23 protein-coding genes are annotated in these 22,418 nt (G+C 74.2%); 11 read left to right on the top strand and 12 right to left on the bottom strand.

What is annotated here, in order from left to right; genetic code table 11:
* Positions 1-4 precede the first annotated feature (4 nt).
* Positions 5-823, bottom strand: coding sequence for a uracil-DNA glycosylase (locus HNR61_RS00115; protein ID WP_182841075.1), 819 nt, complete (start codon positions 821-823; stop codon positions 5-7).
* A gap of 353 nt (positions 824-1,176) precedes the next feature.
* Here HNR61_RS00115 and HNR61_RS00110 point away from each other — a divergent pair, with 353 nt between their 5' ends.
* Positions 1,177-1,905 carry a DUF2510 domain-containing protein gene (locus tag HNR61_RS00110; RefSeq protein WP_182841074.1) on the top strand — a complete coding sequence of 243 codons (729 nt, stop codon included), beginning with the start codon at positions 1,177-1,179 and terminating at the stop codon, positions 1,903-1,905.
* A gap of 1,528 nt (positions 1,906-3,433) precedes the next feature.
* Here HNR61_RS00110 and HNR61_RS00105 read toward each other — a convergent pair.
* The 4 genes from HNR61_RS00105 to eno all read right to left on the bottom strand — a co-directional run bounded on the left by HNR61_RS00105 (position 3,434) and on the right by eno (position 6,715).
* On the bottom strand, positions 3,434-4,354 hold the full coding sequence (locus HNR61_RS00105; RefSeq protein WP_182841073.1) for a Ppx/GppA phosphatase family protein: 921 nt from the start codon (positions 4,352-4,354) through the stop codon (positions 3,434-3,436).
* On the bottom strand, positions 4,351-4,872 hold the full coding sequence (locus HNR61_RS00100; RefSeq protein ID WP_182841072.1) for a DUF501 domain-containing protein: 522 nt from the start codon (positions 4,870-4,872) through the stop codon (positions 4,351-4,353). The genes HNR61_RS00105 and HNR61_RS00100 overlap by 4 nt, the downstream gene beginning before the upstream one ends.
* 117 nt (positions 4,873-4,989) lie before the next feature.
* Positions 4,990-5,424, bottom strand: a complete 435-nt coding sequence (locus HNR61_RS00095) for an FtsB family cell division protein (protein ID WP_182841071.1) — start codon at positions 5,422-5,424, stop codon at positions 4,990-4,992.
* 7 nt (positions 5,425-5,431) lie between these two features.
* The gene (gene eno, locus HNR61_RS00090) at positions 5,432-6,715 is read right to left on the bottom strand and encodes a phosphopyruvate hydratase (protein ID WP_182841070.1); all 1,284 of its coding nucleotides are present in this window, start codon (positions 6,713-6,715) and stop codon (positions 5,432-5,434) included.
* Between the two features lie 203 nt (positions 6,716-6,918).
* Between eno and HNR61_RS00085 the strand changes: the two genes are divergently transcribed.
* Genes HNR61_RS00085 through HNR61_RS00075 form a run of 3 tightly spaced genes read left to right on the top strand, consistent with a single transcriptional unit; the run spans position 6,919 to position 9,627 of the window.
* The gene (locus HNR61_RS00085; protein WP_182841069.1) at positions 6,919-7,965 is read left to right on the top strand and encodes an ABC transporter substrate-binding protein; all 1,047 of its coding nucleotides are present in this window, start codon (positions 6,919-6,921) and stop codon (positions 7,963-7,965) included.
* Positions 7,962-8,774 carry an ABC transporter ATP-binding protein gene (locus tag HNR61_RS00080; RefSeq protein ID WP_182841068.1) on the top strand — a complete coding sequence of 271 codons (813 nt, stop codon included), beginning with the start codon at positions 7,962-7,964 and terminating at the stop codon, positions 8,772-8,774. Before HNR61_RS00085 ends, HNR61_RS00080 begins: the two co-directional genes overlap by 4 nt.
* The gene (locus tag HNR61_RS00075; protein ID WP_182841067.1) at positions 8,764-9,627 is read left to right on the top strand and encodes an ABC transporter permease; all 864 of its coding nucleotides are present in this window, start codon (positions 8,764-8,766) and stop codon (positions 9,625-9,627) included. Before HNR61_RS00080 ends, HNR61_RS00075 begins: the two co-directional genes overlap by 11 nt.
* On the opposite strand, the gene HNR61_RS00070 is transcribed toward HNR61_RS00075, so the two are convergent.
* A complete protein-coding gene (locus HNR61_RS00070) occupies positions 9,624-11,225 on the bottom strand; it encodes a helix-turn-helix transcriptional regulator (protein WP_182841066.1) in 1,602 nt (533 codons plus the stop codon). The genes HNR61_RS00075 and HNR61_RS00070 overlap by 4 nt on opposite strands.
* A gap of 943 nt (positions 11,226-12,168) precedes the next feature.
* On the opposite strand from HNR61_RS00070, the gene HNR61_RS47185 reads away from it, so the two are divergent.
* Positions 12,169-13,509, top strand: a complete 1,341-nt coding sequence (locus HNR61_RS47185; RefSeq protein WP_312897689.1) for a sensor histidine kinase — start codon at positions 12,169-12,171, stop codon at positions 13,507-13,509.
* On the opposite strand, the gene HNR61_RS00060 is transcribed toward HNR61_RS47185, so the two are convergent.
* Positions 13,506-13,859: a hypothetical protein gene (locus HNR61_RS00060; protein ID WP_182841065.1), complete on the bottom strand. Its 354-nt coding sequence runs from the start codon at positions 13,857-13,859 to the stop codon at positions 13,506-13,508. The two genes, HNR61_RS47185 and HNR61_RS00060, sit on opposite strands and share 4 nt — an antisense overlap.
* 83 nt (positions 13,860-13,942) lie before the next feature.
* Positions 13,943-14,782 carry an aldo/keto reductase gene (locus HNR61_RS00055; RefSeq protein ID WP_182841064.1) on the bottom strand — a complete coding sequence of 280 codons (840 nt, stop codon included), beginning with the start codon at positions 14,780-14,782 and terminating at the stop codon, positions 13,943-13,945.
* 56 nt (positions 14,783-14,838) lie between these two features.
* Here HNR61_RS00055 and HNR61_RS00050 point away from each other — a divergent pair, with 56 nt between their 5' ends.
* Positions 14,839-15,549: a helix-turn-helix domain-containing protein gene (locus HNR61_RS00050; protein WP_182841063.1), complete on the top strand. Its 711-nt coding sequence runs from the start codon at positions 14,839-14,841 to the stop codon at positions 15,547-15,549.
* A gap of 100 nt (positions 15,550-15,649) precedes the next feature.
* Positions 15,650-15,982, top strand: a complete 333-nt coding sequence (locus tag HNR61_RS00045; protein WP_182841062.1) for an acyl-CoA-like ligand-binding transcription factor — start codon at positions 15,650-15,652, stop codon at positions 15,980-15,982.
* Positions 15,983-16,012: 30 nt separating this feature from the next.
* Here HNR61_RS00045 and HNR61_RS00040 read toward each other — a convergent pair whose 3' ends face one another.
* A complete protein-coding gene (locus HNR61_RS00040) occupies positions 16,013-16,984 on the bottom strand; it encodes a zinc-binding dehydrogenase (protein WP_182841061.1) in 972 nt (323 codons plus the stop codon).
* A 706-nt stretch (positions 16,985-17,690) separates the two neighbouring features.
* On the opposite strand from HNR61_RS00040, the gene HNR61_RS00035 reads away from it, so the two are divergent.
* Both HNR61_RS00035 and HNR61_RS00030 read left to right on the top strand, forming a co-directional pair.
* On the top strand, positions 17,691-18,758 hold the full coding sequence (locus HNR61_RS00035) for a rod shape-determining protein (RefSeq protein ID WP_182841060.1): 1,068 nt from the start codon (positions 17,691-17,693) through the stop codon (positions 18,756-18,758).
* Positions 18,759-18,769: 11 nt separating this feature from the next.
* Complete coding sequence (locus tag HNR61_RS00030; RefSeq protein ID WP_182841059.1) at positions 18,770-19,324, top strand: hypothetical protein; 555 nt, start codon at positions 18,770-18,772, stop codon at positions 19,322-19,324.
* A 105-nt stretch (positions 19,325-19,429) separates the two neighbouring features.
* On the opposite strand, the gene HNR61_RS00025 is transcribed toward HNR61_RS00030, so the two are convergent.
* Positions 19,430-19,960 carry a hypothetical protein gene (locus tag HNR61_RS00025; protein ID WP_182841058.1) on the bottom strand — a complete coding sequence of 177 codons (531 nt, stop codon included), beginning with the start codon at positions 19,958-19,960 and terminating at the stop codon, positions 19,430-19,432.
* 121 nt (positions 19,961-20,081) lie between these two features.
* Here HNR61_RS00025 and HNR61_RS00020 point away from each other — a divergent pair, with 121 nt between their 5' ends.
* Complete coding sequence (locus HNR61_RS00020) at positions 20,082-21,227, top strand: sensor histidine kinase (RefSeq protein ID WP_182841057.1); 1,146 nt, start codon at positions 20,082-20,084, stop codon at positions 21,225-21,227.
* Positions 21,224-21,874, top strand: a complete 651-nt coding sequence (locus tag HNR61_RS00015) for a response regulator (RefSeq protein WP_312897688.1) — start codon at positions 21,224-21,226, stop codon at positions 21,872-21,874. The genes HNR61_RS00020 and HNR61_RS00015 overlap by 4 nt, the downstream gene beginning before the upstream one ends.
* A gap of 30 nt (positions 21,875-21,904) precedes the next feature.
* Here the strand turns inward: HNR61_RS00015 and HNR61_RS00010 are convergent, their stop codons facing one another.
* Both HNR61_RS00010 and HNR61_RS00005 read right to left on the bottom strand, forming a co-directional pair.
* A complete protein-coding gene (locus tag HNR61_RS00010) occupies positions 21,905-22,099 on the bottom strand; it encodes a hypothetical protein (RefSeq protein WP_182841056.1) in 195 nt (64 codons plus the stop codon).
* Positions 22,100-22,127: 28 nt separating this feature from the next.
* Complete coding sequence (locus tag HNR61_RS00005) at positions 22,128-22,286, bottom strand: hypothetical protein (protein WP_182841055.1); 159 nt, start codon at positions 22,284-22,286, stop codon at positions 22,128-22,130.
* Positions 22,287-22,418 lie beyond the last annotated feature (132 nt).

The raw sequence follows: 22,418 nt of genomic DNA, 5'->3' as shown, positions 1-22,418 counted from the left end.
CGGATCAGCCCGCCCCGGCGATCGTCCGGGCGCGGGCGAACACGGCGTCCAGCATCTCCTCGGTCACGCGGCCGGTGAAGGTGTTCTGCTGGCTCGGGTGGTAGCAGCCCAGCAACGTGACCGGACCGGTGACCGGTTCCGGCGGCGTGATCTCGATCTCAACGCCGTGCCCGAACTTCGGCCGGGGCCGGGGCAGCGCGTACCCCGCCCGCCGCAGCGCGGGCCACACCCCCTGCCAGGCGAACCCGCCGAGCATCACATAGCACCGCACGCTGGGGACGACCTCGGCGATCTCCCGGGCGAGCCAGGGCAGGCAGGTGTCGCGTTCGCCGGGGGTCGGCTTGTTGTCGGGCGGCGCGCACCGCACGGTCGCGGCCATGCGGGTGCCGATGAGCCGCTGTCCGTCCCCGGCCCGGACGCTGGTCGGCAGCGCGGCCAGGCCCACCCGGTGCAGCGAGGCGAACAGCCAGTCCCCCGACCGGTCCCCGGTGAAGATCCGCCCGGTGCGGTTCCCGCCGTGCGCGGCCGGGGCCAGCCCCACGATCATGATCTTCGGTTCGGGGTCGCCCCACCCGGCGACGGGCCGTCCCCAGTACTCCTCGTCGAGGAACGCGCGGCGGCGCTCCACCGCCACCTTCTCCCGCCAGGCGACCAGCCGGTCGCAGGCCCGGCACACCGACTGGCGGGCGCACAGCCCGGACAGGCCGGGGGCGGACGCGGCGAGCCCGGCGACCTCCTCGGCCGTGGTCGCGACGGGCGTGTCCGGGGCCGCCGGATCGCCCGGCCACCCCGTTCCGGGCGGCACGAAGGGAGCGTTCGTCATGCCTCGATCCTGTCACCCGCCCGATGGAACACCGGATCGGCCGGGGTAGAGGTCCCTGTTCGTCCGGGCGGCCGCCGAGGTGCGCCGCGCGCCCTCTCCACCGCCTCCGGCGGCTCGTTCCCGGTGCGGGCGAGGAAAGCCCGGACCTCGGCCGACCGCGCCTGCCCGGCCCGCCGCGGCCGCCGCGCCACGTCGCGGACGCGGCCGCCACCGCGTTCCGGGACGGCGGGCACCGCGGGCCCCCGGGGCACCGGGCAAGGTCCGGAAGCCGACGCCCGTCCTCGGTACCATGCCCCTGGCCGGTGGTCGGGGGGTGGGAAGACCGGCTCCACCGTGTGTTGCGGAGGCACGCCTTGGCTCGTCCCGGCTGGTATCCCGACCCCTACGGCAGCGGCAGCCTGCGCTGGTGGGACGGCCAGGGCTGGACCCAGCACCTCAACCCCCCGCCCCGCGTCCCCGAGTCCGCGCCGCGCCGGCAGCCCGGCCCCTCCCCCTACGGCCACGGCTGGGGCCAGCGCCGCCAGCCGTTCCCCGGAGCCGTCGACGCGTCGGTCCGCGGCCTGCTCCTGCACGCCGACGACCAGGTGGTCGCCTACGGCCACACGTCGCTGGCCTGGACCCACGTGGAGTGGGTGGCCTACTGGGCCGCCCACGTCCCCGGCGGCCACGGCCGCCCGCCCGGCGTCCAGTGGATCTTCCAGGCGGGCCGCCATCCGTTCCACGGGGGCCCGAGGGTCGAGGTGGTGCTCGACGACTCGGGCCACACCACCGACCCCGAACGCCTGTGGCAGCGGCTGGTGGACCTGTGCCACCACCACGCGGAACAGCGCCTGGTCGCCGAGCTGGCGAGCCGGGTGCGGGCGGGCGAGTCGGTGGACGTCGCCCAGGGGCTCACGGTCCATCCGGGCGGGGTCAGGGGCAACCGCGTCTCACTCAGCTGGTCCACCATCTCCGGCGCGGTCCTCGAGAACGGCCGTGTCTGGATCCAGCAGTTCAGCAACGCCAATCCAGTTCTGTATGTCCCGCAGCAGAACCCCAACGCCGTTCTGATCCCGGCCCTGCTCTCGCTCCTCAAGCGCTGACGGGCGGGCGTCGAACCACCGCGGGCGCTCGGCCGGCTTCCGGTCGCCGACCTTGAGCCGGTGGTCGCCGCCGATGATGAAGCTGGAGTACCCGCCCCGGTCCGCGCAGGCGCCGTGGGAACGGCTGGAGGCGGCGATGGCGGTGCCCCCGTCGACCTTGGGCGCCCTGAAGGTCACGTCGGCGTAGGGGAGCCTCCCGCACCGGGAGGCGCCCTCGTCGTAGGCGATGAACCCGCCGATCCGCCCCCGCAGGTCCCCGTGGGACGCCGGAACGCTCCACGCCCCGATCTCCCGGGCCTGCGCCGCGGGCTCGTCGGCGTCCCGCACGGTCGCGCGCCAGACCGCCCGGTCCGCCCGCTCCGTCGGCGCGGCCGGCGCCGCCGCGTCGTCCCTGGCCACGGTGATCTCGTACCGGTGCCCGCGCTTCAGTTCGAGCCCCTCCAGGGTGCAGGTGACGCCGTCCTGGTCGGCGCTCTGGCCGGCGCTCTCGTCGGCCGCGGCGAGGCCCGCCCGGACGGCGTCCGCCCCGCCGGGGTCCATCCGGAGGGAACGCAGGAGCCCGCCCAGGTCCACCCGGACGGGACCCGCCGTGACGACCTCCTCCTTGCCGGGGTCCACCTCGACGAGACCGAGACCGGCCAGGTCCACCTTGATGGCGCCGTCCTCGGTGATCTGGACGACGCCGGGGTGCACCTCGACGAGACCGTGCTTGCCCAGCCCCACCTTGATGGCGCCGTCCTCGGGGACCACGACCTTGTCGGTGTCGATCGGCCGGGAGTCGGCCTCGGCGTCGGTCTGGGCGGTCTCCGTCTGGGCGGTCTCGGTCGGGGTGGTCTCCGTCTGGGTGCCTTCGCTCTTGGTGACCTCGGTCTTGGTCGCGCCGCTCTCGGTGGCGTCCGTCTTGGTGACCTCGGTCTGCGCGGCGTCCGTCTTGGTGGCGTCCGTCTCGGTGGTCTCCGGCCGCGTGGCGTCCGGCTGCGTGGCGTCCGGCTGCGTGGCGTCGCTCTTGGCGGTGTCCGGTCTGGCCGCGGCGGCCTTGCAGTTCTTGGTGTCGACGGCGGTGACCCCCGGGCCGGACGCGGCGAACACCGCCGCCATCTTCCCGCCCGGCCGCGGCCGGAGTCCGGCGTGCCCGCCGTGCCGCGCCCCGGCGAAGCCGAACTGCCGGGCGAAGAAGTAGCCCTTGGCATCGGGCGCCTCGTGCACGACGAACGGGAAGGTCATCCGTTTCCACGGCCTCGTCCCGCGGATGACGTTGTCCAGGACGACCACCCCGCCTTCGACGGCGGAGGCGCCCGGGCCGATGGTCTCCTCGCGGACCCTGTCGGCCGCGCGAGCGTTTCCGGATATCAGCGTCATCGGCAGCATCGCCGCGACGGCGGCGAGCGCGAGACCTCTCATCGTTCCCCCCGATCGGTTCGACCGCCGGGAGACGTTTCCCACCCGCCCCTTCAGCAACCGACGCTTTCCCGGTCCGTTGCCTCCACCAGCGAGAAAAAGAACGGACGGCGCGCGCGCCGGGGGGCGACTAGGCCAGGGACCAGGCGATTCCGTCCAGAATGTCGTGCTCGCTTACCACCACCGCGCCGAAGCCGTACTCGCGCATGACGCGGTCCAGGATCAGCGCGCCCGCCCCGATCACGTCCACCCGGCCCGGATGCATCACGCCGATCGCGGCGCGTTCCGCGCGGGTCGCGTGCAGGAGGTCGCGGGTCGCCTCGTGGACCTGGGTCGCGGTGATGCGCGACAGGTGGATCCGGGTCGAGTCGTACTCCGGCAGGTCCAGGGCGATCCCGGCGACGGTCGTGACCGACCCGGCCAGGCCCACCAGGGTCCGGGCCTCGTCGACCGGGACCCTCGCGCGGACCCGCGCCAGGGCCTCGTCGATGTCGGCGGCCGCGGCGGTGATCTGGTCGGGGGTGGGCGGGTCGCCGTCGGTGAGGTGGCGTTCGGTCATGCGGACGCAGCCGATGTCGACCGAGATCGCGGCCTCGACGTCGGAGGAGCCGAGGACGAACTCGGTGGAGCCGCCGCCGATGTCCACCACCAGGTAGGGGCGGGCCGGGCGCAGCGACGCCAGCTCGCGGGTCGCGCCGAGGAACGACAGGTGCGCCTCCTCGTCACCGCTGACCACCTCGGGCACCACGCCGAAGATGTCCACCACGCCGTTGACGAAGTCGGAGCGGTTCGCCGCGTCGCGGGTCGCGCTGGTCGCCACGACGCGGACCTTCCCGGCGTCGTGCTCCCGGATCAGGCTCGCGTAGCCGCGCATGGCGGTGAACGTGCGGTCCAGCGCCTCCGGGGCCAGGCGGCCGGTCTTGTCGACGTCCTGGCCCAGCCGGACGATCTCCATGCGGCGTTCGACGTCGGTGAGGGTCGTGCCCTCGATGTCGGCGATCAGGAGGCGGACCGAGTTGGTTCCGCAGTCGATGGCGGCTACGCGGGTCACGGGGTCTCCTCGGGGTCGTCGGGGACGCACACGCACGGGCCCGACCGCCACCACTCGGGAAGCAGGTCGAGGGCCTCCCGGCCGAACGGGTTCACGCCCGGCACCGCCAGCTCGTGGCCGACCAGGGCGTGCAGGCACTTGACGCGTTCGGGCATGCCGCCCGCGCTCTGCATCCCGGCGGGCAGCGGTTCGATCCCCTCCTCGACCGCGGCCTTGTCGCGGCGGGCCAGGTAGTCGGCGTGCGCCGCCTCGTAGGCCGCCCGCAGCTCCGGGTCGCCGGCGAGGCGCTCCTGCATCTCGCGCATGATCCCGCCGCCCTCCAGCGTCCCGATCGCCGAGGCGGCCTTCGGGCAGGTCAGGTAGAACAGCGTCGGGAAGGGCGTGCCGTCGGGCAGCCGCGGCGCCGTCTCGATCACGGCGGGCAGGCCGCACGGGCAGCGGTGGGCCACCCGGCGGACGCCGCGCGGCTCGCGGTCGAGCTGGGCCGCGACGGCGGCCCGGTCACGTTCGCTGATCATGTGTTCGTCCCCACTCGCGGCGCGGGTCCGCGCGCCGCCTGAATGTTCTCGTGCTCCGCGCCGCCGGGCGCCGGGCCCCCTGAACGCCGCCGTCCCGGCGAGCGGCGGGACGGGCGATCAGCGCGGTCGGTCGGCGGTCTCCACCGACCGCCACAGGGTCTCGTACCACGGCGGCCTGCTCGCCGGCCCGCCCGGTGAGGCCTGCTGGCCGTTGCCGCCGCCGCCGTCCAGGACGATGTAGCACTTCTCCCCGGGCATGCAGTAGTGGAGCCGCCGTTTCGCCTCACGCTCAATGTACGACTTGTCCCCCAACTGCTGCTTGCGTTGGGCGAGTTGTTCCACCTGTTTTCTGGCTTCGCGCTCCTCGGCCTGCAACTCGGCGATCTCCTGGCGCTGGGCGATGTACTCCCGGACGGGGTAGGCCAGACTCAGCGCGATGGCGCAGACCACCACGGCCAGGATGGCGGCGCGGCTGGTCAGCGCGGGGTTGGCGCGGCGCTCGCCGCCGCCCGCGGTGTCGCGGGCGGCGGCGTTCTCGGAGTCCCGGGCCACGGGCGGCTCAGCCCTCCCAGGTGAAGCGGGGGAACGCGGCCGCGCCGGCGTAACGGGCGGCGTCGTCGAGCTGCTCCTCGATGCGCAGCAGCTGGTTGTACTTGGCGACGCGGTCGCTGCGCGCGGGGGCGCCGGTCTTGATCTGGCCGCAGTTGGTCGCCACGGCGAGGTCGGCGATCGTGGTGTCCTCGGTCTCGCCGGACCGGTGGCTCATCACGCACTTGAAGCCGTTGGTCTGGGCGAGGGAGACGGCGTCGAGGGTCTCGGTGAGCGAGCCGATCTGGTTCACCTTGACCAGCAGGGCGTTGGCGATGCCCTCGCGGACGCCGCGGTCCAGCCGCTCGGGGTTGGTGACGAACAGGTCGTCGCCGACGAGCTGGACGCGGTCCCCGACGGCGGAGGTCAGGCTCTTCCAGCCGTCCCAGTCCTCCTCGTCGAGGGGGTCCTCGATGGAGACCAGCGGGTAGTTGGCGAGCAGCTCGCCGTAGTAGGCGGCCATCTCGTCGGCGGTCTTCTTGGCGCCCTCGAACGCGTAGACGCCGCTCTCGTGGAACTCGGACGCGGCCACGTCCATGGCCAGCGCGATGTCGCGGCCGGGGGCGAAGCCCGCCTTGCGGACGGCCTCCAGGATCAGGTCGAGGGCGTCGCGGTTGCTGGGCAGCTCGGGGGCGAAGCCGCCCTCGTCGCCCAGGCCGGTGGCCAGGCCCTTGGCCTTCAGCACCGACTTGAGGGCGTGGTAGACCTCGGTGCCCCAGCGCAGCGCCTCGGAGAACGTGCCCGCGCCGATCGGCGCGATCATGAACTCCTGGATGTCGACGTTGGTGTCGGCGTGCGCGCCGCCGTTCAGGATGTTCATCAGCGGGACGGGCAGCAGGTGCGCGTTCGGCCCGCCCACGTAGCGGAACAGCGGCAGGTCGGCGGAGACGGCGGCGGCCTTGGCGACGGCCAGCGAGACGCCGAGGATCGCGTTGGCGCCGAGCTCGGCCTTGTTGGGGGTGCCGTCCAGGTCGATGAGCAGCTGGTCGATCAGGCGCTGCTCGGAGGCGGGGTAGCCGACGAGCTTCTCGTCGACGGTGTCGTTGACGGCCCGGACGGCCCCGGTGACACCCTTGCCGTTGTAGCGATCCCCGCCGTCGCGCAGCTCGACGGCCTCGAACTGGCCGGTGGAGGCACCGGACGGAACGGCGGCGCGCGCCTCGGTTCCGTCGGAGAGCAGCACCTCGACCTCGACGGTCGGGTTACCGCGGGAGTCGAGGATCTCCCGGGCGAGTACGGCCTCGATGGACGACACAGCATCTCCTCACAGCTCAGTGCCTGGTGACACCTGAGCCTATCCAAGGCCGCGCGCCCGCCGCCGGGCGGGCACGCCGCCCCGCCCCGCGGCCGGTGTGACCGCCGTTACGAACCCGTTCCCGGCAAGCGACTTGACGAACGAATTACCTACATTGTCTACTCGTCACATCAATACGACTTGATTAGTAGGGAATACCGACAATGCGCCGAAGGCCTCACCTGCGGATGCTCGCCGCCGCCCTGACCGTTCTGGCCGCGACGGGGACGCTCGGCGCCTGTGGCGGCGGCTCCGGGGAGAAGGGCGGCGCCGCCCAGCCCCTGCGGCTCGGGTACTTCCCCAACATCACCCACGCGACCGCGCTGGTCGGCCTCCAGAAGGGCATCTTCGCCAAGCACCTGGGGGCGGCGCCGAAGGCGTCGTCGTTCAACGCTGGCCCGGCGGCCGTCGAGGCGGTGTTCTCCGGCGCGGTCGACGCCACGTTCGTCGGCCCCAACCCGGCGATCAACGCCTGGTCCAAGTCGCACGGCAAGGCGGTCCACATCATCTCCGGCGCGGCCTCCGGCGGCGTCTCCCTGATCGTCAAGCCCGGCATCAAGGGGCCGCAGGACCTGAAGGGCAGGCGGATCGCCACCCCGCAGCTCGGCAACACCCAGGACGTGGCGCTGCGGTACTGGCTGAAGAAGAACGGCCTGACCGCCAACAAGGACGGCTCCGGCGACGTCAAGGTCGTCCCCCAGGAGAACTCGCAGACGCTCCAGACGTTCGCGCAGGGCAGCGTCGACGGCGCGTGGGTCCCCGAGCCGTTCGCGTCCCGGCTGATCCTGGAGAGCAAGGGCGTGCGGCTGCTGAACGAGAAGTCGCTGTGGCCGAACGGCAAGTTCGTGATCACCAACCTGATCGTGCGGCAGGACTACGCCAAGAGGAACCCCGAGCAGGTGAAGAAGCTGCTCCAGGCGGTCGTGGAGACCACCGAGTTCATCAACGCCAACCAGCCCGAGGCGAAGAAGGCCGTCAACGAGCAGCTGTCCGCCCTGTCCGGCAAGCCGCTCAAGCCGGAGATCCTCGACGCGGCGTTCCGGGAGATCGAGTTCACCACCGACCCGGTCGCCTCGTCGCTGACCGAGGGCGCCCGGCACGCCGAGGAGGTGGGCCTGCTGCCCAGGACCGACCTGAACGGGATCTATGACCTCTCCCCCCTCAACGAGGTGCTGAAAGCCAGCGGAAAGGCACAGGTCAGCGACAAATGACACAGGCTCTCCCCACGGGGACGGCCGCCCCCGGCCGGACCGCCGCCGCGGTCCGGCTCGCGGGCGTCTCCAAGGCGTTCGGGTCCGGGGGCGGCGCGCTGCTCGCCCTGGACCAGGTGTCCCTCGACGTCGCGCCCGGCGAGTTCGTCTGCCTGCTCGGCGCGTCCGGCTGCGGCAAGTCCACCCTGCTCAACCTGGTGGCCGACCTAGACGCGCCGTCGGCCGGGACGATCGACGTCGGCGGCTCGCGGGTGGCGCTGATGTTCCAGGAACCGGCGCTGTTCCCCTGGCTGAACGTCACCGCCAACATCGAGCTCGCCCTCAAGACGCGCGGCGTCCCCCGGTCCGAGCGCCGCGCCCGCGCCGCCGAGCTGCTGGAGTCGGTCCACCTGGGCGGCTTCGCCAAGAAGCGGCCCCACCAGCTGTCGGGCGGCATGCGGCAGCGCGTGGCGCTGGCCCGCGCGCTGGCGCTGACGGTGGCCGAGGGGGGCGACGAGCGCGGCACCGTCCTGCTGATGGACGAGCCGTTCGGCGCCCTCGACGCGATGACCCGCGACCTGCTGCACGACGAGATCGAACGGATCTGGCGGGAGCGCGGGCTGACCGTGCTGTTCGTGACCCACAACGTCCGCGAGGCGGTGCGCCTCGGCGACCGGGTGGTGCTGCTGTCCAGCCGTCCCGGCCGCGTGGTGGAGGAGTTCCCCGTGCCGATGGAGCGCCCCCGGCGCATCGACTCGACCGAGGTCGCGCGGCTCGCGGCGACGATCACCGACCGGCTGCGCGAGGAGGTCGGCCGCCATGGCGCTTGACGTCCGCAAGAACGAGCCCACCGACACCCTGGCGGGCCTGGACGCCCTGGAACTGGCCGGGGCGACCGCCCGACCGTCCCCGCTGACGCGGGTGTGGTCGGCGGCGTGGCCGATGCTCGCCGCGATCGGGATCGCGCTGCTGTTCTGGCAGGCGGTGGTGTGGAGCGGGTGGAAGGACCCGTGGGTGCTGCCCGGCCCCGCCGAGACCCTGCCGATCTTCTTCGACCAGATCACCAGCGGATCGTTCTGGGCGGCGGTCGGGCTGACCATGCAGCGCGCCCTGGTCGGGTTCGCGGTGTCGGTGGCGATCGGCGTGCTGGTCGGGGCGCTGGTGTCGCGGTTCATGGTGCTGCGGCGGGCGTTCGGCTCGCTGATCACCGGGCTGCAGACGATGCCGTCGATCGCCTGGTTCCCCCTCGCGATCCTGCTGTTCCAGCTCAGCGAGAAGGCGATCCTGTTCGTGGTGGTGCTGGGCGCGGCCCCGTCGATCGCCAACGGCCTGATCGCGGGCGTCGACTACACCCCGCCGATCCTGCTGCGCGCGGGCAAGGTGATGGGCCTGCGCGGGATCAACCTGTACCGGCACCTGATCATGCCCGCGTCGCTGCCGTCGTTCGTGGCGGGCCTCAAGCAGGGCTGGGCGTTCGCGTGGCGCTCGCTGATGGCCGGCGAGCTGCTGGTCATCATCGGCGACACCACCTCGCTCGGCGTGCTGCTGTCGCACGCCCGCGAGCTCAACAACACCGCCGACATGATCTCCTACATGATCGTGATCCTGGTGATCGGCATCATGATCGACCAGCTGTTCGGCGTCGTGGACCGGGCCATCCGCACCCGCTGGGGCCTCGACTAGCCGTCCCGGATCACCCAGGCGGCGACCTGGGTGCGGGAGGTGAAACCGAGCTTGCCCAGGATGTGCTCCAGATGGGAGTCGACCGTCCGCTTGGAGATCACCAGGCGGGCGGCGATCTCCCGGTTGGACAGGCCCTCGGCGACCAGTTCGGCGATCTCCCGTTCGCGGCGGGTGAGGCGTCCGGCGGGGGTGGGCCCGGACGCGCGCGGCGCGGTCTCCCGCAGCGCGCAGGCGACGCGTTCGGCGTCCGTCATCGCGAGCCCGGCCGCCCAGGCGTCGGCGAACGCCCGCTCGCCGAGCTCCTGCCGCACCTGCGCCAGGTCCGCCTCCAGCAGGGCCTCGAACGCCCCGGCCATCACCGACAGCCCCTGCGCCTCGCGCAGCACATGGGCGGCGGCGAACAGCCGGGCCGCGCGCCCGAACTCCGCCGTCCGGACCGCGACCATGGCGAGGGCCTCCAGGTTGGAGATGACGGCGACGCGGGCGTCCAGGGGCACCGCCAGCCGCAGGCCCTCGGCCAGGTCCGCCTCCGCCTCGGCCGTCTCCCCCAGGAACATCCGCACGCCGCCGCGCGTCCACAGCGCGTGGGACAGGCACCACCGCTCCCCCGCCGCCCGGCAGAGGTCCACCAGCTCCTGGACGGTGGCCAGCGCCCCGGCCAGGTCGCCGCCGACCAGCCGCGCCCCCGCCAGGTACAGCCGGATGCTCAACGCCATGACGTCGCGGTTGCCGTGCTCGTGGTGCCCCGCGACGGCCTCCTCCAGCAGCCGGGCCGCCGCGACGACGTCGCCGCCGAGCAGCTCGTCGGTGCCGCGCAGCTGGGTGAGGTAGGCGGCGTCGGCGGGCCCGGAGGCGACCGCGGCGGCGCGGTCCAGCAGGGCGCGCTCGGCGTCGCGGTCGTCCTGGTGCAGCGCCACGAGCGCGTTGAGGACCAGCACCTGGAAGCGCGCGCCGGGGTCGCCGCCGGCCGTCGCCAGCGCCCGGTCGCCCCACAGCCGCGCCTCGCGCAGCCGCCCGAGCGCGAACCACACCGGTGTCAGGCGCGCCACCAGCCGCAGCGCCCCGTCGGCGTCCCCCTCGTCGATCATCCGGTCGAGCAGGACGCGCAGCGTGGGGCTCTCCCGGACCGTCCAGGCGAACCACTCCGGCTGCGCGGCGGTGGACAGGCCGGCGGCGAGCCGGCCGGCGGCGGCCAGGTAGTGGTCGCGGAACCGGGCCCGCGCCGTCCCGGTCTCGCCGCGTTCCGCCAGCAGCCCCGCGCCGTACTCGCGCAGCGTGTCCAGCATCCGGTAACGCCTGTCGGCGCGGGTGAGGACCGACTTGTCCACCAGCCCGGCGACGATGTCGGCCACCCGTCCGGCGGGCAGGTCGTCCCCGGCGCACACCGCCTCGGCGGCGGCCAGGCCGCAGCCGTCGGGGAACACCGACAGCCGCGCCCACGCCGTGCGTTCGGCGGGCGCGCACAGCCCGTGGCTCCAGTCGATCGCGTCGCGCAGCGTCTGGTGGCGTGACTGGCCGGTGCGGCGTTCGCCGGTCAGCAGGAACCGGTCGCCGAGCCGCGCGACGATGTGGTCCAGCGGCAGCGCCCGCAGCCGCACCGCCGCCAGCTCGATGGCCAGGGGGATGCCGTCCAGGCGGCGGCACAGGCGCTCGACGTCGGGGCGGTTGTCGGGGGGTGACCGCGAAGCCGGGCAGCGCGGCGGCGGCGCGCTCGGCGAACAGCGTCACCGCCTCCCCGGTCCCGCCCTCGCCGCCCAGCGGCGCGACCGGCAGGGTGTGCTCGCCGGGGACGTCCAGGGCCTGGCGGCTGGTGGCCAGCACCCGCACCCCCGGTCCGGCGCGCAGCAGCACCTCCACGAGGATCGCGCACTCGTCGAGCATGTGCTCGCAGGTGTCGAACACCAGCAGCAGCCGCCGGTCGGCGACGTGCCCGGTCAGCACCTCCACCGGCGGCCGGGTGGACTGGTCGCGCAGGTCGAGGGCGTCGGCGACGGCCTGGGCGAGCACGCCGGGGCCGCGCACGGCGGCCAGGTCCACGAAGCACACGCCGCCGGGGAACGACCGCCGCGCCTCCCGCGCCAGCCGGGTCTTGCCGACGCCGCCGGGCCCCAGCAGCGTCACCAGCCGCGCGCCCTCCAGCAGCCGCCGGGTCTCGGCCAGCTCGCGCCGCCGTCCCACGAAGCTGGTCACCTCGGCGGGCAGCCGCCCGGCCGTCCGCACCACCGCCGTGTCCGTCACCGGCAACCTCGCGTCACTCGCCCGGGGAGACAACCGCATCGTAACCGCTCGACCACCCTTGGCGACCCTCCCTGGCCGACACCCGTCCGGCGGCGCCGTTCCGGCCGCCTGTGGACGAGCTTTTACCGATCACCTCCGGATCCGTTTGCCCAGGTCAGGCAAGACTCTCCAGACAAAGGCCCCCAGAAGGGACTCGACGAGGTGGTCATCGACGCGGCGGCTCTCCGGTCCGCCGACCAGCATGGTCCGCGGCGTCGGCTGCTGTGCGATCCGAGGCTCCGGGCGCGGATCACCGTCCGGGCCGTGCTGATCACCCTGGTGCTGCTGGTGCCGCTGTACCTGGCGCTGCTGGCGCTGGTGTGGCGGTCCGAGGCCGACGGCCTGGAGAGGGACCTGGCGCGGGAGGGCCGCCGGGTCGGGGTGATGGTCCGCGAGGGCCGGCTCGACAGCGACATCTCCGGTGAGTCGCACCTGCTCCAGGTGGTGGACCCGGGCCGCCGGGCGGTCGCCGCCGTTCCGGCGATGCGCGGGCGTCCCGCGGTGAACTTCCCCGAGCCCGACCCGGACGACGACCGCCGCGACGGCACCGGCTGCGCCATCGACGCGCCCGGCGGCCCCTGCTTCCGCGTGGTGGCCCTGCGCGTCGGCGGCGGCGCGGACCGGCGCGTCGTCTACGCCGTGGCGGACGAGCCCGGCTGGCTGCCGCGCCCGGGGCTGGCGCTGGCGCTCGCGCTGGGCGTCCCGCTGATCGCGGGGCTGGTCGGGCTGGGCGCCTGGCGGTCGGCGGGCCGCGCCCTGGAACCGGTGGCCGCGATCCGCCGCGAGCTGGACGAGATCACCGCCACCGACCTGCGGCGCCGGGTGCCCGAGCCGCCCCGCCGCGACGAGGTCCACCTGCTGGCCCGCAGCGTCAACGCCACCCTGGACCGGCTGGAGAAGGCGGTCGCCCGGCAGCGCGCGTTCGTCTCCGACGTCTCCCACGAGCTGCGCAGCCCGCTGACCGGCCTGCGGATGGAGCTGGAACTGGCGCTGGCCGACCCGCGCGCCGCCGACGTGCCCGACGCCCTGGCCGCGATGCTGCGGAACGCCGACCGCCTCCAGGCGATCATGGACGATCTGCTGGCGCTGGCCCGGCTGGAGTCCGACCACCGGCCCCCGGCCGAGCCGGTGGACCTGAACGAGCTGACCGACCAGGAGGTGCTGCGCCGCCCCCGCCGCGCCCGGGTGACGATCGAGGCGACCGGCCCGGTCCTGGCGTGCGGCACCCGGGTCGAGCTGGCCCGGGTGCTGACCAACCTGATCGACAACGCCGACCGGCACGCCGACGCGGCGGTCACGGTCCGCGTCCTGGCCGAGGGCGACCGCGCGTTCGTCGAGGTCGTCGACGACGGCACCGGCGTCCGGCCCGAGGACCGCGACCGGATCTTCGAACGGTTCGCGCGGCTGGCCGAGGGCCGCCACCGCGACGCCGGCGGCACCGGCCTGGGCCTGGCGATCTCCCGCGACATCGCCGAGGCCCACGGCGGCGAGCTGTACGTCACCGAACGCCGCGACGGTCGCCCCGGGGCGCGCTTCGTCCTGGCACTGCCCCGCGCGGAGGAGGCAGGATCCTCCGGCCCGGCGGGCGAGGACCCGGCGGGTTAGCGCGCCGGGCCGGTCGCGTCCGGCCGCCCGCGCAGGCGCCGGATCTCCGCGACCAGGCGGGGGACGTCCCGGCGGGCCCTGGCGATGAAACGGGCGTTCTCGTCCCAGCGCTCGTCGGCCACGTCCACGTAGCGCGGCTCCTGGACGAGGGTGGCGGCCACGATCTCCCCGTGGTCGAAGTCCGGCCAGCGCTCGCCGCGTCCGGTGTCGGGGACGGTGCCGACCGCGACCAGGCCCATGGCGTGGGCGTCGTCGAGCTGGCGGACGTGCCAGGGGCCCGGTGTCGCGGCCGCGGCCGCCTCCTCGATCTCGTCGAGTTCCTCGTCGGTCAGGGGTGCGGGGGCGTCCATGGCGCGGCTCCGTTCGGCTGGGGTGCGGCACAGCATGGCCCGGCCCGGCGGGGCCGCTCAACGGGTTATCGGAGGCGGCGGGTTCAGCGGCGCAGCAGCGCCAGGTCGTCCGCGCCGAGGCGCAGCGACGCCGCGCCCATGTTCTCCTCCAGGTGGGCGAGCGACCCCGTTCCCGGGATCGCCAGCAGCGCTGGGGACAGCGCCAGCAGCGCCGCCAGCATCACCTGCGCCACCGTCGCGCGGTGCCGTCCGGCCACCTCGCGCAGGCGGGCGTCGCCGGGCAGCCCGAACCCGCCCAGCGGGAAGAACGGCACGTACGCGACGCCCTCCCGCTCGCACGTCCCCAGCAGCGCCGCGTCCCGCTCCATCGTGATGTCGAACCGGTTCTGCACCGCCACCACCGGCGCGATCCCCCGCGCCTCGGCGAGCTGCGCGGCGCTCACATGGCTCACCCCCAGGTTCCGGATGAGCCCCTCCTCCCGCATCCGCGCCAGCGCCGCGAACCGTTCCCCGATCGACCGCCCGTCCGGCTCCTCCAGGCCGCCCGTCCGCAGGTACACCAGGTCCAGGTGGTCCCGTCCCAGCTCGCGCAGGTTGCGTTCGACCTCGCCGCGCAGGTCCCCGGCCGCCAACTCCCCGGTCGGGAACGCGTCCCGCGGCCCCCGGTACGGTCCGACCTTCGTCGCGACCACCACGTCCTCGCCGAGGCCCGCCGCGCGGATCGCCTCGTTGGCCGAGACCGTCCCCTGGTGGTAGAACGCGGCCGTGTCGATGTGGTCGGCGCCGAGCTCCACGGCCCGCCGCACGACCTCCACCGCGCCCTCGGGGCTCCCGGCCCCGAACAGCCGCATCGCCCCGAACCCCATCCGCCGGACCCGCAGGTCACCGAGCTTCCATTCGCCGTACACGTCGTTCGTCGTCATGGCCTCCACCCTGCCGACGGGGTCCGCCGGGCAGTAGGGCGTGGCATCTTGCTGCCATGAGCCTCGACGAGAACGTCGTCCTGCGCGGCGAGGAGGAACTCGCCGAACGCGCGGGGCACCTGCTCACCGGCGCGCGCCGGGAGTTCTCCTGCGCCGCCGCCGACCCGGCCACCTGGACGCTGCCGAGCCTCCGCGCGTGCCTGCTCGCGGCGCGGCCCACCCCCGCCCGGATCACCGTCCGCAAGCTCTACACCCCGCGGGCGCTGGCCGACGAGGAGTCCGAACGCCTGCTGCTCCAGGGCCTGGCGCGCGGCGCCCGCATCCGCATCACCCAGGCCCCGCTCCCGCACGAAACGATCATCATCGACCGGCGGCTGGCCGTCCTCGCCGGACCGCCCGTGCGGGGCGTGCGCGACTACACGGTCGTCCGCTCCCCCGGCGTGGTCCGCAACATCGCGTCCCTCTACGAGGCCGCCTGGGACACCGCCGCCGACCTCGCCGACCACCGCCGTACCCGCCCGCCCGCACTGTCCGCGGAGAGCCGCGCCATCCTGCGCCTGCTCGCCGAGGGCCTCAAGGACGAGACGGCCGCCCGCCGCCTCGACATGTCGCTGCGCACCTACCGCCGCCGCGTCGCCGAGATCCTGACCCTGCTGGACGCCGGCTCCCGCTTCCAGGCGGGCCTGCGCGCCCACGAGTTCGGCCTGCTCGACGGGCGCTCACACGGGGGCGGGGAGGACGAAGCGCACGTCGGTCAGCCGTTCTGAAACCTCCCACAGGCGCCGGCCGATCCCGGGGTCGGTCACCGCGGCGGACGGCCGCACCCGGGTGGGTTCGCCGCGGAGTTCGGCGAGGCCGCCGGGCCCGATGAACTCCCCGCTCCGCGCGGAGCCGGCGGCCCGTCCCGCCGCCGAACCGCCCTCGGTGGCGCTGCGGCACGCCGTCTGGAGTTCCATGGCCACCTGCGTCGACCGGTCCGGCCAGGCGCTGGGGGTGGTCCGGCTGATCCTGCGGACCCCCGCCCTGCGCGCGCGCTTCGTGGAACGCCAGGCGCAGTGGCGCGACGACCTGGCGGCGGAACTGGCGCGCCGCCTGGGACTCGACCCCGCGACCGACCTGTACCCGCCGCTCGCCGCCGGGATGGCGCTGACCGACCGCGCCTTCGCCACGATCGCCCCGGCCCTGGACGGGCCCGGATGAGGCACGGGGCCGGATGAGGCACGGGCGCCCTCAGAGCAGCAGGAGGGTCTTGCCCAGGGCGGTGCGGTCCTCGATCGCGGCATGGGCGTCGGCGGCGCGTTCCAGGGGGAACGTCTGCCCGATGACCGGCCGCACGGCCCCCGCCTCCGCCCGCGCCATCATCCGCTCCGCCCACCGCACCGCGTGCTCCCCGAAGCCGAACAGCTGCTCGATGCCGATCACCTCCACGCCCCGGCGCCGCGCCTCCGCCGGGTCGATCACCGTCGCCCGGCCGCCGGCGGCGCCGTGCACCGAGAACCGCCCGCCGCGCGCGGTCACCTCGAACGCGGCCGGCCCGATCGGCTCGCCGACCCCGTCGAACACCACATCGACCCCTGCCCCGCCGGTCGCGTCGAGCACCCGGCCGGTCCACCCCGGCTCCGAGTAGTCCACGACGGCGTCGGCGCCCAGCGCGCGGACCAGGTCGAGCTTGCGCGTCCCGCGGGCGGCCCCGACGACCCGCGCGCCCGCCGCCCGCGCCAGCTGCACCAGCAGGCTCCCGACGCCACCGGCCGCCGCCTCGACCAGCACCCACTCCCCGGAACGGATCCCCGCCCCTTCGACCAGCCCCTGCGCGGTGCTGCCGTCGCTGTGCAGCGCGACCGCCTCCGGCAGCCCCAGCCCGTCCGGGACCGGGAACAGCTCCTCGACGGCGGCCACCGCGCGTTCGGCGAAACCGCCGTGCTCCCCCGTTCCGGCGATGACGCGCCGTCCCAGCCAGGCCGGGTCCACCCCCGGCCCGACCGAGGCCACCCGACCGGCCACCAGGCTGCCCGGCACGTACGGGAGTTCCGGCCGGGGGTGCCAGGGGTCGGTGCCGCGCCGCATCTGTGTTTCGACGAACGACATTCCGGCGACCTCGACATCGACCGTCACCTGCCCCGGCCCGGCCACCGGATCCGGCGCCTCGGCCAGCTCCAGCACCTCGGGACCTCCGAACCGGACCGCCTGAACCACCCGCATCGCACGCTCCTCCGCTCTCCCCACCAGTCAGAACAGCGTGCAACCCCAACTCCGGTTGAGGTCAAGGGCGGCCATCTCGCCGTTGGAGCGCGGATCGCCCCGAAGGGCCGGCCCGGTGCGCCCGGGAATGGCGGTCGCCGGTTTCCCGTCGCCGCAATCCTGACCGCCGCGGCCCGTTACAACGCCATGCGAAAAGGCACGGCCATCGCGAGTCGACAACATGTCGGCGTTAATGGATTGCGGTTCTCGCAATGGCGATTGTCACCCCCTTCACCCCGTGACGCGGTTTCGGCGGGACCGAAAATCGCGTCAGCGCACCGGCGCCGGGCGGATGTGCGACTCGGCGGGAAATTCCGGAAGCGTCGCCATCTCCGCGTTCGCCGGAGCCGGTCGGATTTCTCCGCACTTTTCACCGAGGCGGCCGCCACGAACGCGCGACACGGCGGGATCGGCGCGCCGCTTGCCTCTCGACGATCTCTGTGCAGACTTGGAGCGGGACACGACGGGGCCTGCGGACACGGGCGATCGGCGCTTCCCGCCGACCGTCCGGCGACCGCGACGGCCGACCGCTTGACCGTCACCGAAGAAACCGTTAGCCCAACGACCCCCGGGAATTAGCGATCTCTTTGCCGGTACCAGAGTTCGGTGGAATACCGGGCCGGGTACTTTGCCGCATGTAAATGAATAGATCACCCGAGGATCTTATATGAAATTTCTTTCGGCGTTCGCCCGCGCGGACACGGCCCTGGATCTGGGAGCCGTTAATTCGCGTGTTTTCGTGCCCGATCTCGGTGTGCAGGTGAACACGCCTTCGGTGGTCATGGTCAGTCGGCGGAGCGGGCGGGTCCTGGCGGTCGGGGACGACGCGCTGCACGGCTACGAGATGGGGTGGCGCGACGCCGAGCTCGTCCGTCCGCTCTGGAACGGCGTGGTCTCCGAGTACGAGCCCGCCGTGGCGCTGGTGCGGTGGCTGCTGAACGCCGCGCACGGCCGCGCGTTCCGGTTCAAGCCGTGCGTGGCGGTGGCCGTCCCCTCGGGCGCGGCGCAGATGGACCGGCGCGTCATGGAGGAGGTCGTCGCCGAGGCCGGGGCCAGGAAGGTCGTGCTGGTCGACCAGAGCCTGGCGGCCGGGCTCGGCCACCACAGCGACGACGCCGGCATCGCGGCCCGGATGGTGGCCAACCTCGGCGGCCACACCACCGAGATGGCGATCGTCGCCAAGGGCAGGGTCTGGGCCCAGCGGACCTTCCCGGTCGGCGGCCAGCGCTTCGACCAGGCGATCGTCGCCTGGGCCCTGCGGGAGTACCAGCTCGTGCTGAGCGAGCAGACCGCGGAGGCGGTCAAGGTGCGCGCGGAGGCCCTGGCGGTCGAGGCGGGGAAGTACGCGCCGTTCGACATCTGCGGGCAGGACGTCGCCACCGGACGGCCGACGATCTACACGGTCGCCGCCGCGGAGGTCACCGCCGCGACCGATCGGGTCACCGACCAGATCACCGAGGCGCTGGTCGACCTGCGCGACTCCTGCAAGCCCGACCTGATCAGCCAGCTGATGGTCCACGGGCTGACCCTGTCCGGGGGCGGCGCGCTGCTGCCGGGGCTGCCCGCGCGGCTGTGCCGGAAACTGAACCTCCCCGTGCAGGTGAACGACGACCCGGAGGACACGGTGCTCGTGGGAACCGCGCGCTACCTGTACGGTCCCTGGACCAAGCCCCCGAGGAAACTGCCGAAACCTCTGACCGAGATGGTGGCGGCCCCGACCCCTGCAGGTGAATGAGAGTGGGAACCATGCAAGCTGTCGATGAAGCGAGGGGCGCGGCCACCGATGAGGCGCTGTCCGCCTGGTTCCTGGGGGAGTCCCACAGCTGCTGCGGTGAGGGCGACATCATGGAGCTGGGCTCCGACCACATGGGCGCCACACGCTTCTGCCGGGAGAACGAGAACTGCGTGACCGCGGAGTTCGACGAGGCGGACTGGGCGGTGCTCCGCAAGCAGCACGCCAAGTGCTTCCGGTTCGTCCACCTCAACGGGATCCTGCCCTACGAGGACCTGCTGGCGGCCATCGAGGCGTCGCGCACCCTGCTGCGGCCGCACGGCATCATCGCCCTCAGCGACTACCAGAAGGGGAACAACCCCGGATCCGCCGCGGCCGTCTGGAACGCGGTGCTGACCGGGACCCTGCGCCCCATCTGCACCACCAAGCGGCGGTTCTACGGCCTGTGGGGCGACCCCGGCCCGATCCAGGAGGAGCTCCTGGTGTGGATGGCCAGCTACGATTCGGGATTCGCCGCCGAGGTCCACGTCATCGCGGGACACCGGCTCCTGCATTTCAACATCACCTGACGGCGCGACGGGCGCTCCGGTCCCCGCCCGCGGGGACCCGACGGGCTCGCCCCCGGGGCCCCGCGGGGTCGGACGGAGTCCGGGCCGCGCCGCCCCGGCGCGCGTTCAGACGGAGCCGGCGCGCCTCCGGCGGTGGTAGGCGAGCGTCGTCGCGGCGAGGAACGGCCCCCACAGCAGTATGGGCACGTAGGCGAGGCTCATCACCACGGCCGCCGCGCCGTCGGGGAAGGCCGGATCGGACTCCGCACCGGCGAGCACCCGCACGATCTTCACACCGAAGGCGACGCCGAACGCGGTCAGCAGCGCCGCGGCGACCGCCGCCGGGACGACGGCCGCGGACGGCCGCACCGTCCTGCCCCCGACGAGCGGGAGCCACCGGGGCGCCCGCTCCCCCCAGGGCCGGATGAGCCCCAGCGCCAGGAGCGCGCAGCCCTCGGCCACCAGGCTCAGCACGATGGGCCAGACCGACCCCGGCCCCGGAATGCCCGCCCGGTCGAGCCAGGCCCGGTCGAACCCCACGGGTATCCCCACCGCCATGGCGATCCGCCACAGCCCCGCGGGCAGGGGCGCCAGTGCCGCCGCGTGCGCCGTCCACACGGCCCAGCCCGGCGTGATCCGCTTCGTCGTCGTCTGCATGGCATCGATGCTCGGCGGCGCGCGCGCCCCGCCACCAGATGGCGTTCGGCCTCGCCTCGTTCCACAACAGGTGCCGTTCGGCACGGGTCCCCGGCGTACGGCGACACCTAGGATCGGGCCCATGCGAGTCGGACCGCGCCGCCCGGGACTCCTCGCCCCGGCCACGGGAACGGCGCTGGCCGGTCTCGCGGCCACCCCGTTCCACGGTCCGGCGGCCGTCGCCACCGCGACGGCGGCGGCCGCCGCGATGCTGTCGGCCCGCCCCGCCCACGGCGCCGGAGCCCGGTGGAGCGCGGGCGTCGCGACGGCCGTCTCCCTGGGCGTGAGCCTGGCGTTCCTGGCGTTCGGCCAGCCGGAGCCGGTGCCCGCGCTCGGCTACGCGGAGATGGCGGGCCTGACGTTCCTGGCCGGCGGAGCGGCCCGGTGGGCGCCGCCGCGGATCGCGGCCGCGGTGGGCGCGGCGGCCGGGGTCGCGGTCGTGGCACTGGTGCTGAGGCTCATCGCGGCCGACCTGGACGTCACGCCGACGACGGCGGCGATCGCCTGCGCGATCTTCTCTGCCGGGCCGGCCGGGGCGGCGGGGTGCGGAACGTACCTGCGCCTGCTGGAGGCGCGGCGGCGGCGCGCGGTCGCCATGGCACGGCGCGACCAGCGGCTGGCACTCGCCCACGACCTGCACGACTTCGTCGCCCACGACGTCGGCGCCATCGTCGCCCAGGCGCAGGCCGGACAGGTGGTCGCCGGTGACCCACAGCGGGTCTCCGCCCTGTTCGCCCGGATCGAGCAGGCCGGTCTCCGCGCCCTGGCGTCGATGGACCAGGCCGTCGACGCCCTGCACCCCGACGGCCGGGACGGCCTCGCGCCGCCGCCCGGCCTCGCCGACCTGCCCTCGCTCACCGCCCGGTACGCGGCGGCGGGACCGGCCCACGTGGACCTGGTCCTCGATCCCGGCCTGGAGGTCTCCCGCGAGGCCGCCACCACCGCCTACCGTGTGGTCGTGGAGGCCCTCACCAACATCCGGCGGCACGCGCCCGCCGCCACCGCGGTCACCGTGACGGTGCGCCGCACGGCCGACACCGCGCTGGAGGTCATCGTCACCAACGACCTCGCCGGGCCCCCGGGGCGTTCCACGCGGCGCGCGGGCGGACTGGGCCTGCACGGCCTCGCCGAACGCGTCCGGGCCCTGGGCGGAACGTTCAGCGCGGGACCGCACGGCCCCGGCTGGCGGGTCCACGCCGTACTGCCGGGCCGGACGGCGAACCCGTGATCGACATCCTGCTCGCCGACGACCAGGCGGAGGTCCGCGGCGCCTTCCGGCTCATCCTGGAGGCCCAGCCGGACATGCGGGTGGTGGCCGAGGCCGGGGACGGAGCCGCCGCCGTCGCGCTGGCCCGGCGGCACCGGCCCGACGTCGTTCTCGCCGACATCCGGATGCCGGTGCTCGACGGCCTGGCGGTGACACGCGCGCTGGCCGGACCCGGCGTCGCCGACCCGCTCCGCGTCGTCGTGGTCACCACCTTCGACCTGGACGAGTACGTCGACGCGGCGCTGCGCGACGGCGCGTGCGGCTTCCTCCTCAAACGCTCCGGCCCCGCCCTGCTGGTCGAGGCCGTGCGCGCCGCCGTCGCGGGCGACGCGCTCATCAGCCCCCAGGTCACCGTCCGCCTCCTGCGCCGGCTCGCCCACCGCCCCACGACGACGACCCGTGTCCCGGCCGCCCCCCTGACACCACGCGAGATCGAGATCGCACGACGCGTCGCCGACGGCGGGACCAACGCCGAGATCGCCGCCGACCTCCACCTCGCCCCCGGCACCGTCAAGAACCACATCGCCGCCATCCAGCGGAAACTGGACGTGCGCAACCGCGTGGGCATCGCCACCTGGGCCTGGGACAACCACCGTCCCCCACCCTGACCGGCCGCTCCCGCGACGGGAACCATGCGGCTACGGCAGGGGAAGACCCACCGGGACCAGCACACACGGCGCGACACGTCCGCGGATGACCCCGACACTGCCTCCGTACCCCTCGCGGGGGTTGCCGCGGGCGGAGTGCGTCTGCACGACGAGGGTCTCGTCCGGCGCGAAGTCCTTCGGGTCGACCCGGAAGCCCATCGAGTCCCCGTCGCGCCTCAGCGGCATCCGCTCCGGCCGCGGGGAACGTAGTCGATCACGGCCCGCACCCGGTCCGGCCCGGCTTCTTCTCCAGCTCCTTGGGCCGGACGAACTCGTTGATCTCCACGGTGACCGTGCCGTCGGTGTTCTTGACCACGGCGAACGCGGGCTCGTCGGGCAGCAGCGGCTCCACGCCCACCAACGGTTCGACCACCGCAACGCGACGGAGCGCAGGCCAGGCGACGAAGAGACCCCAGAAATGAGAAAAGGCCCCGCCGGTAACGGCGGGGCCTTTCCTAATATGAGTCCGGCGGCGTCCTACTCTCCCACACAGTCTCCCATGCAG

Origin of the sequence: Actinomadura kijaniata, from assembly GCF_014138665.1 — a bacterium.
Classification (GTDB): domain Bacteria; phylum Actinomycetota; class Actinomycetes; order Streptosporangiales; family Streptosporangiaceae; genus Spirillospora; species Spirillospora kijaniata.
The sequence above is the reverse complement of the archived record's forward strand: the minus strand, read 5'-3'. Positions and strand labels throughout refer to the sequence as shown.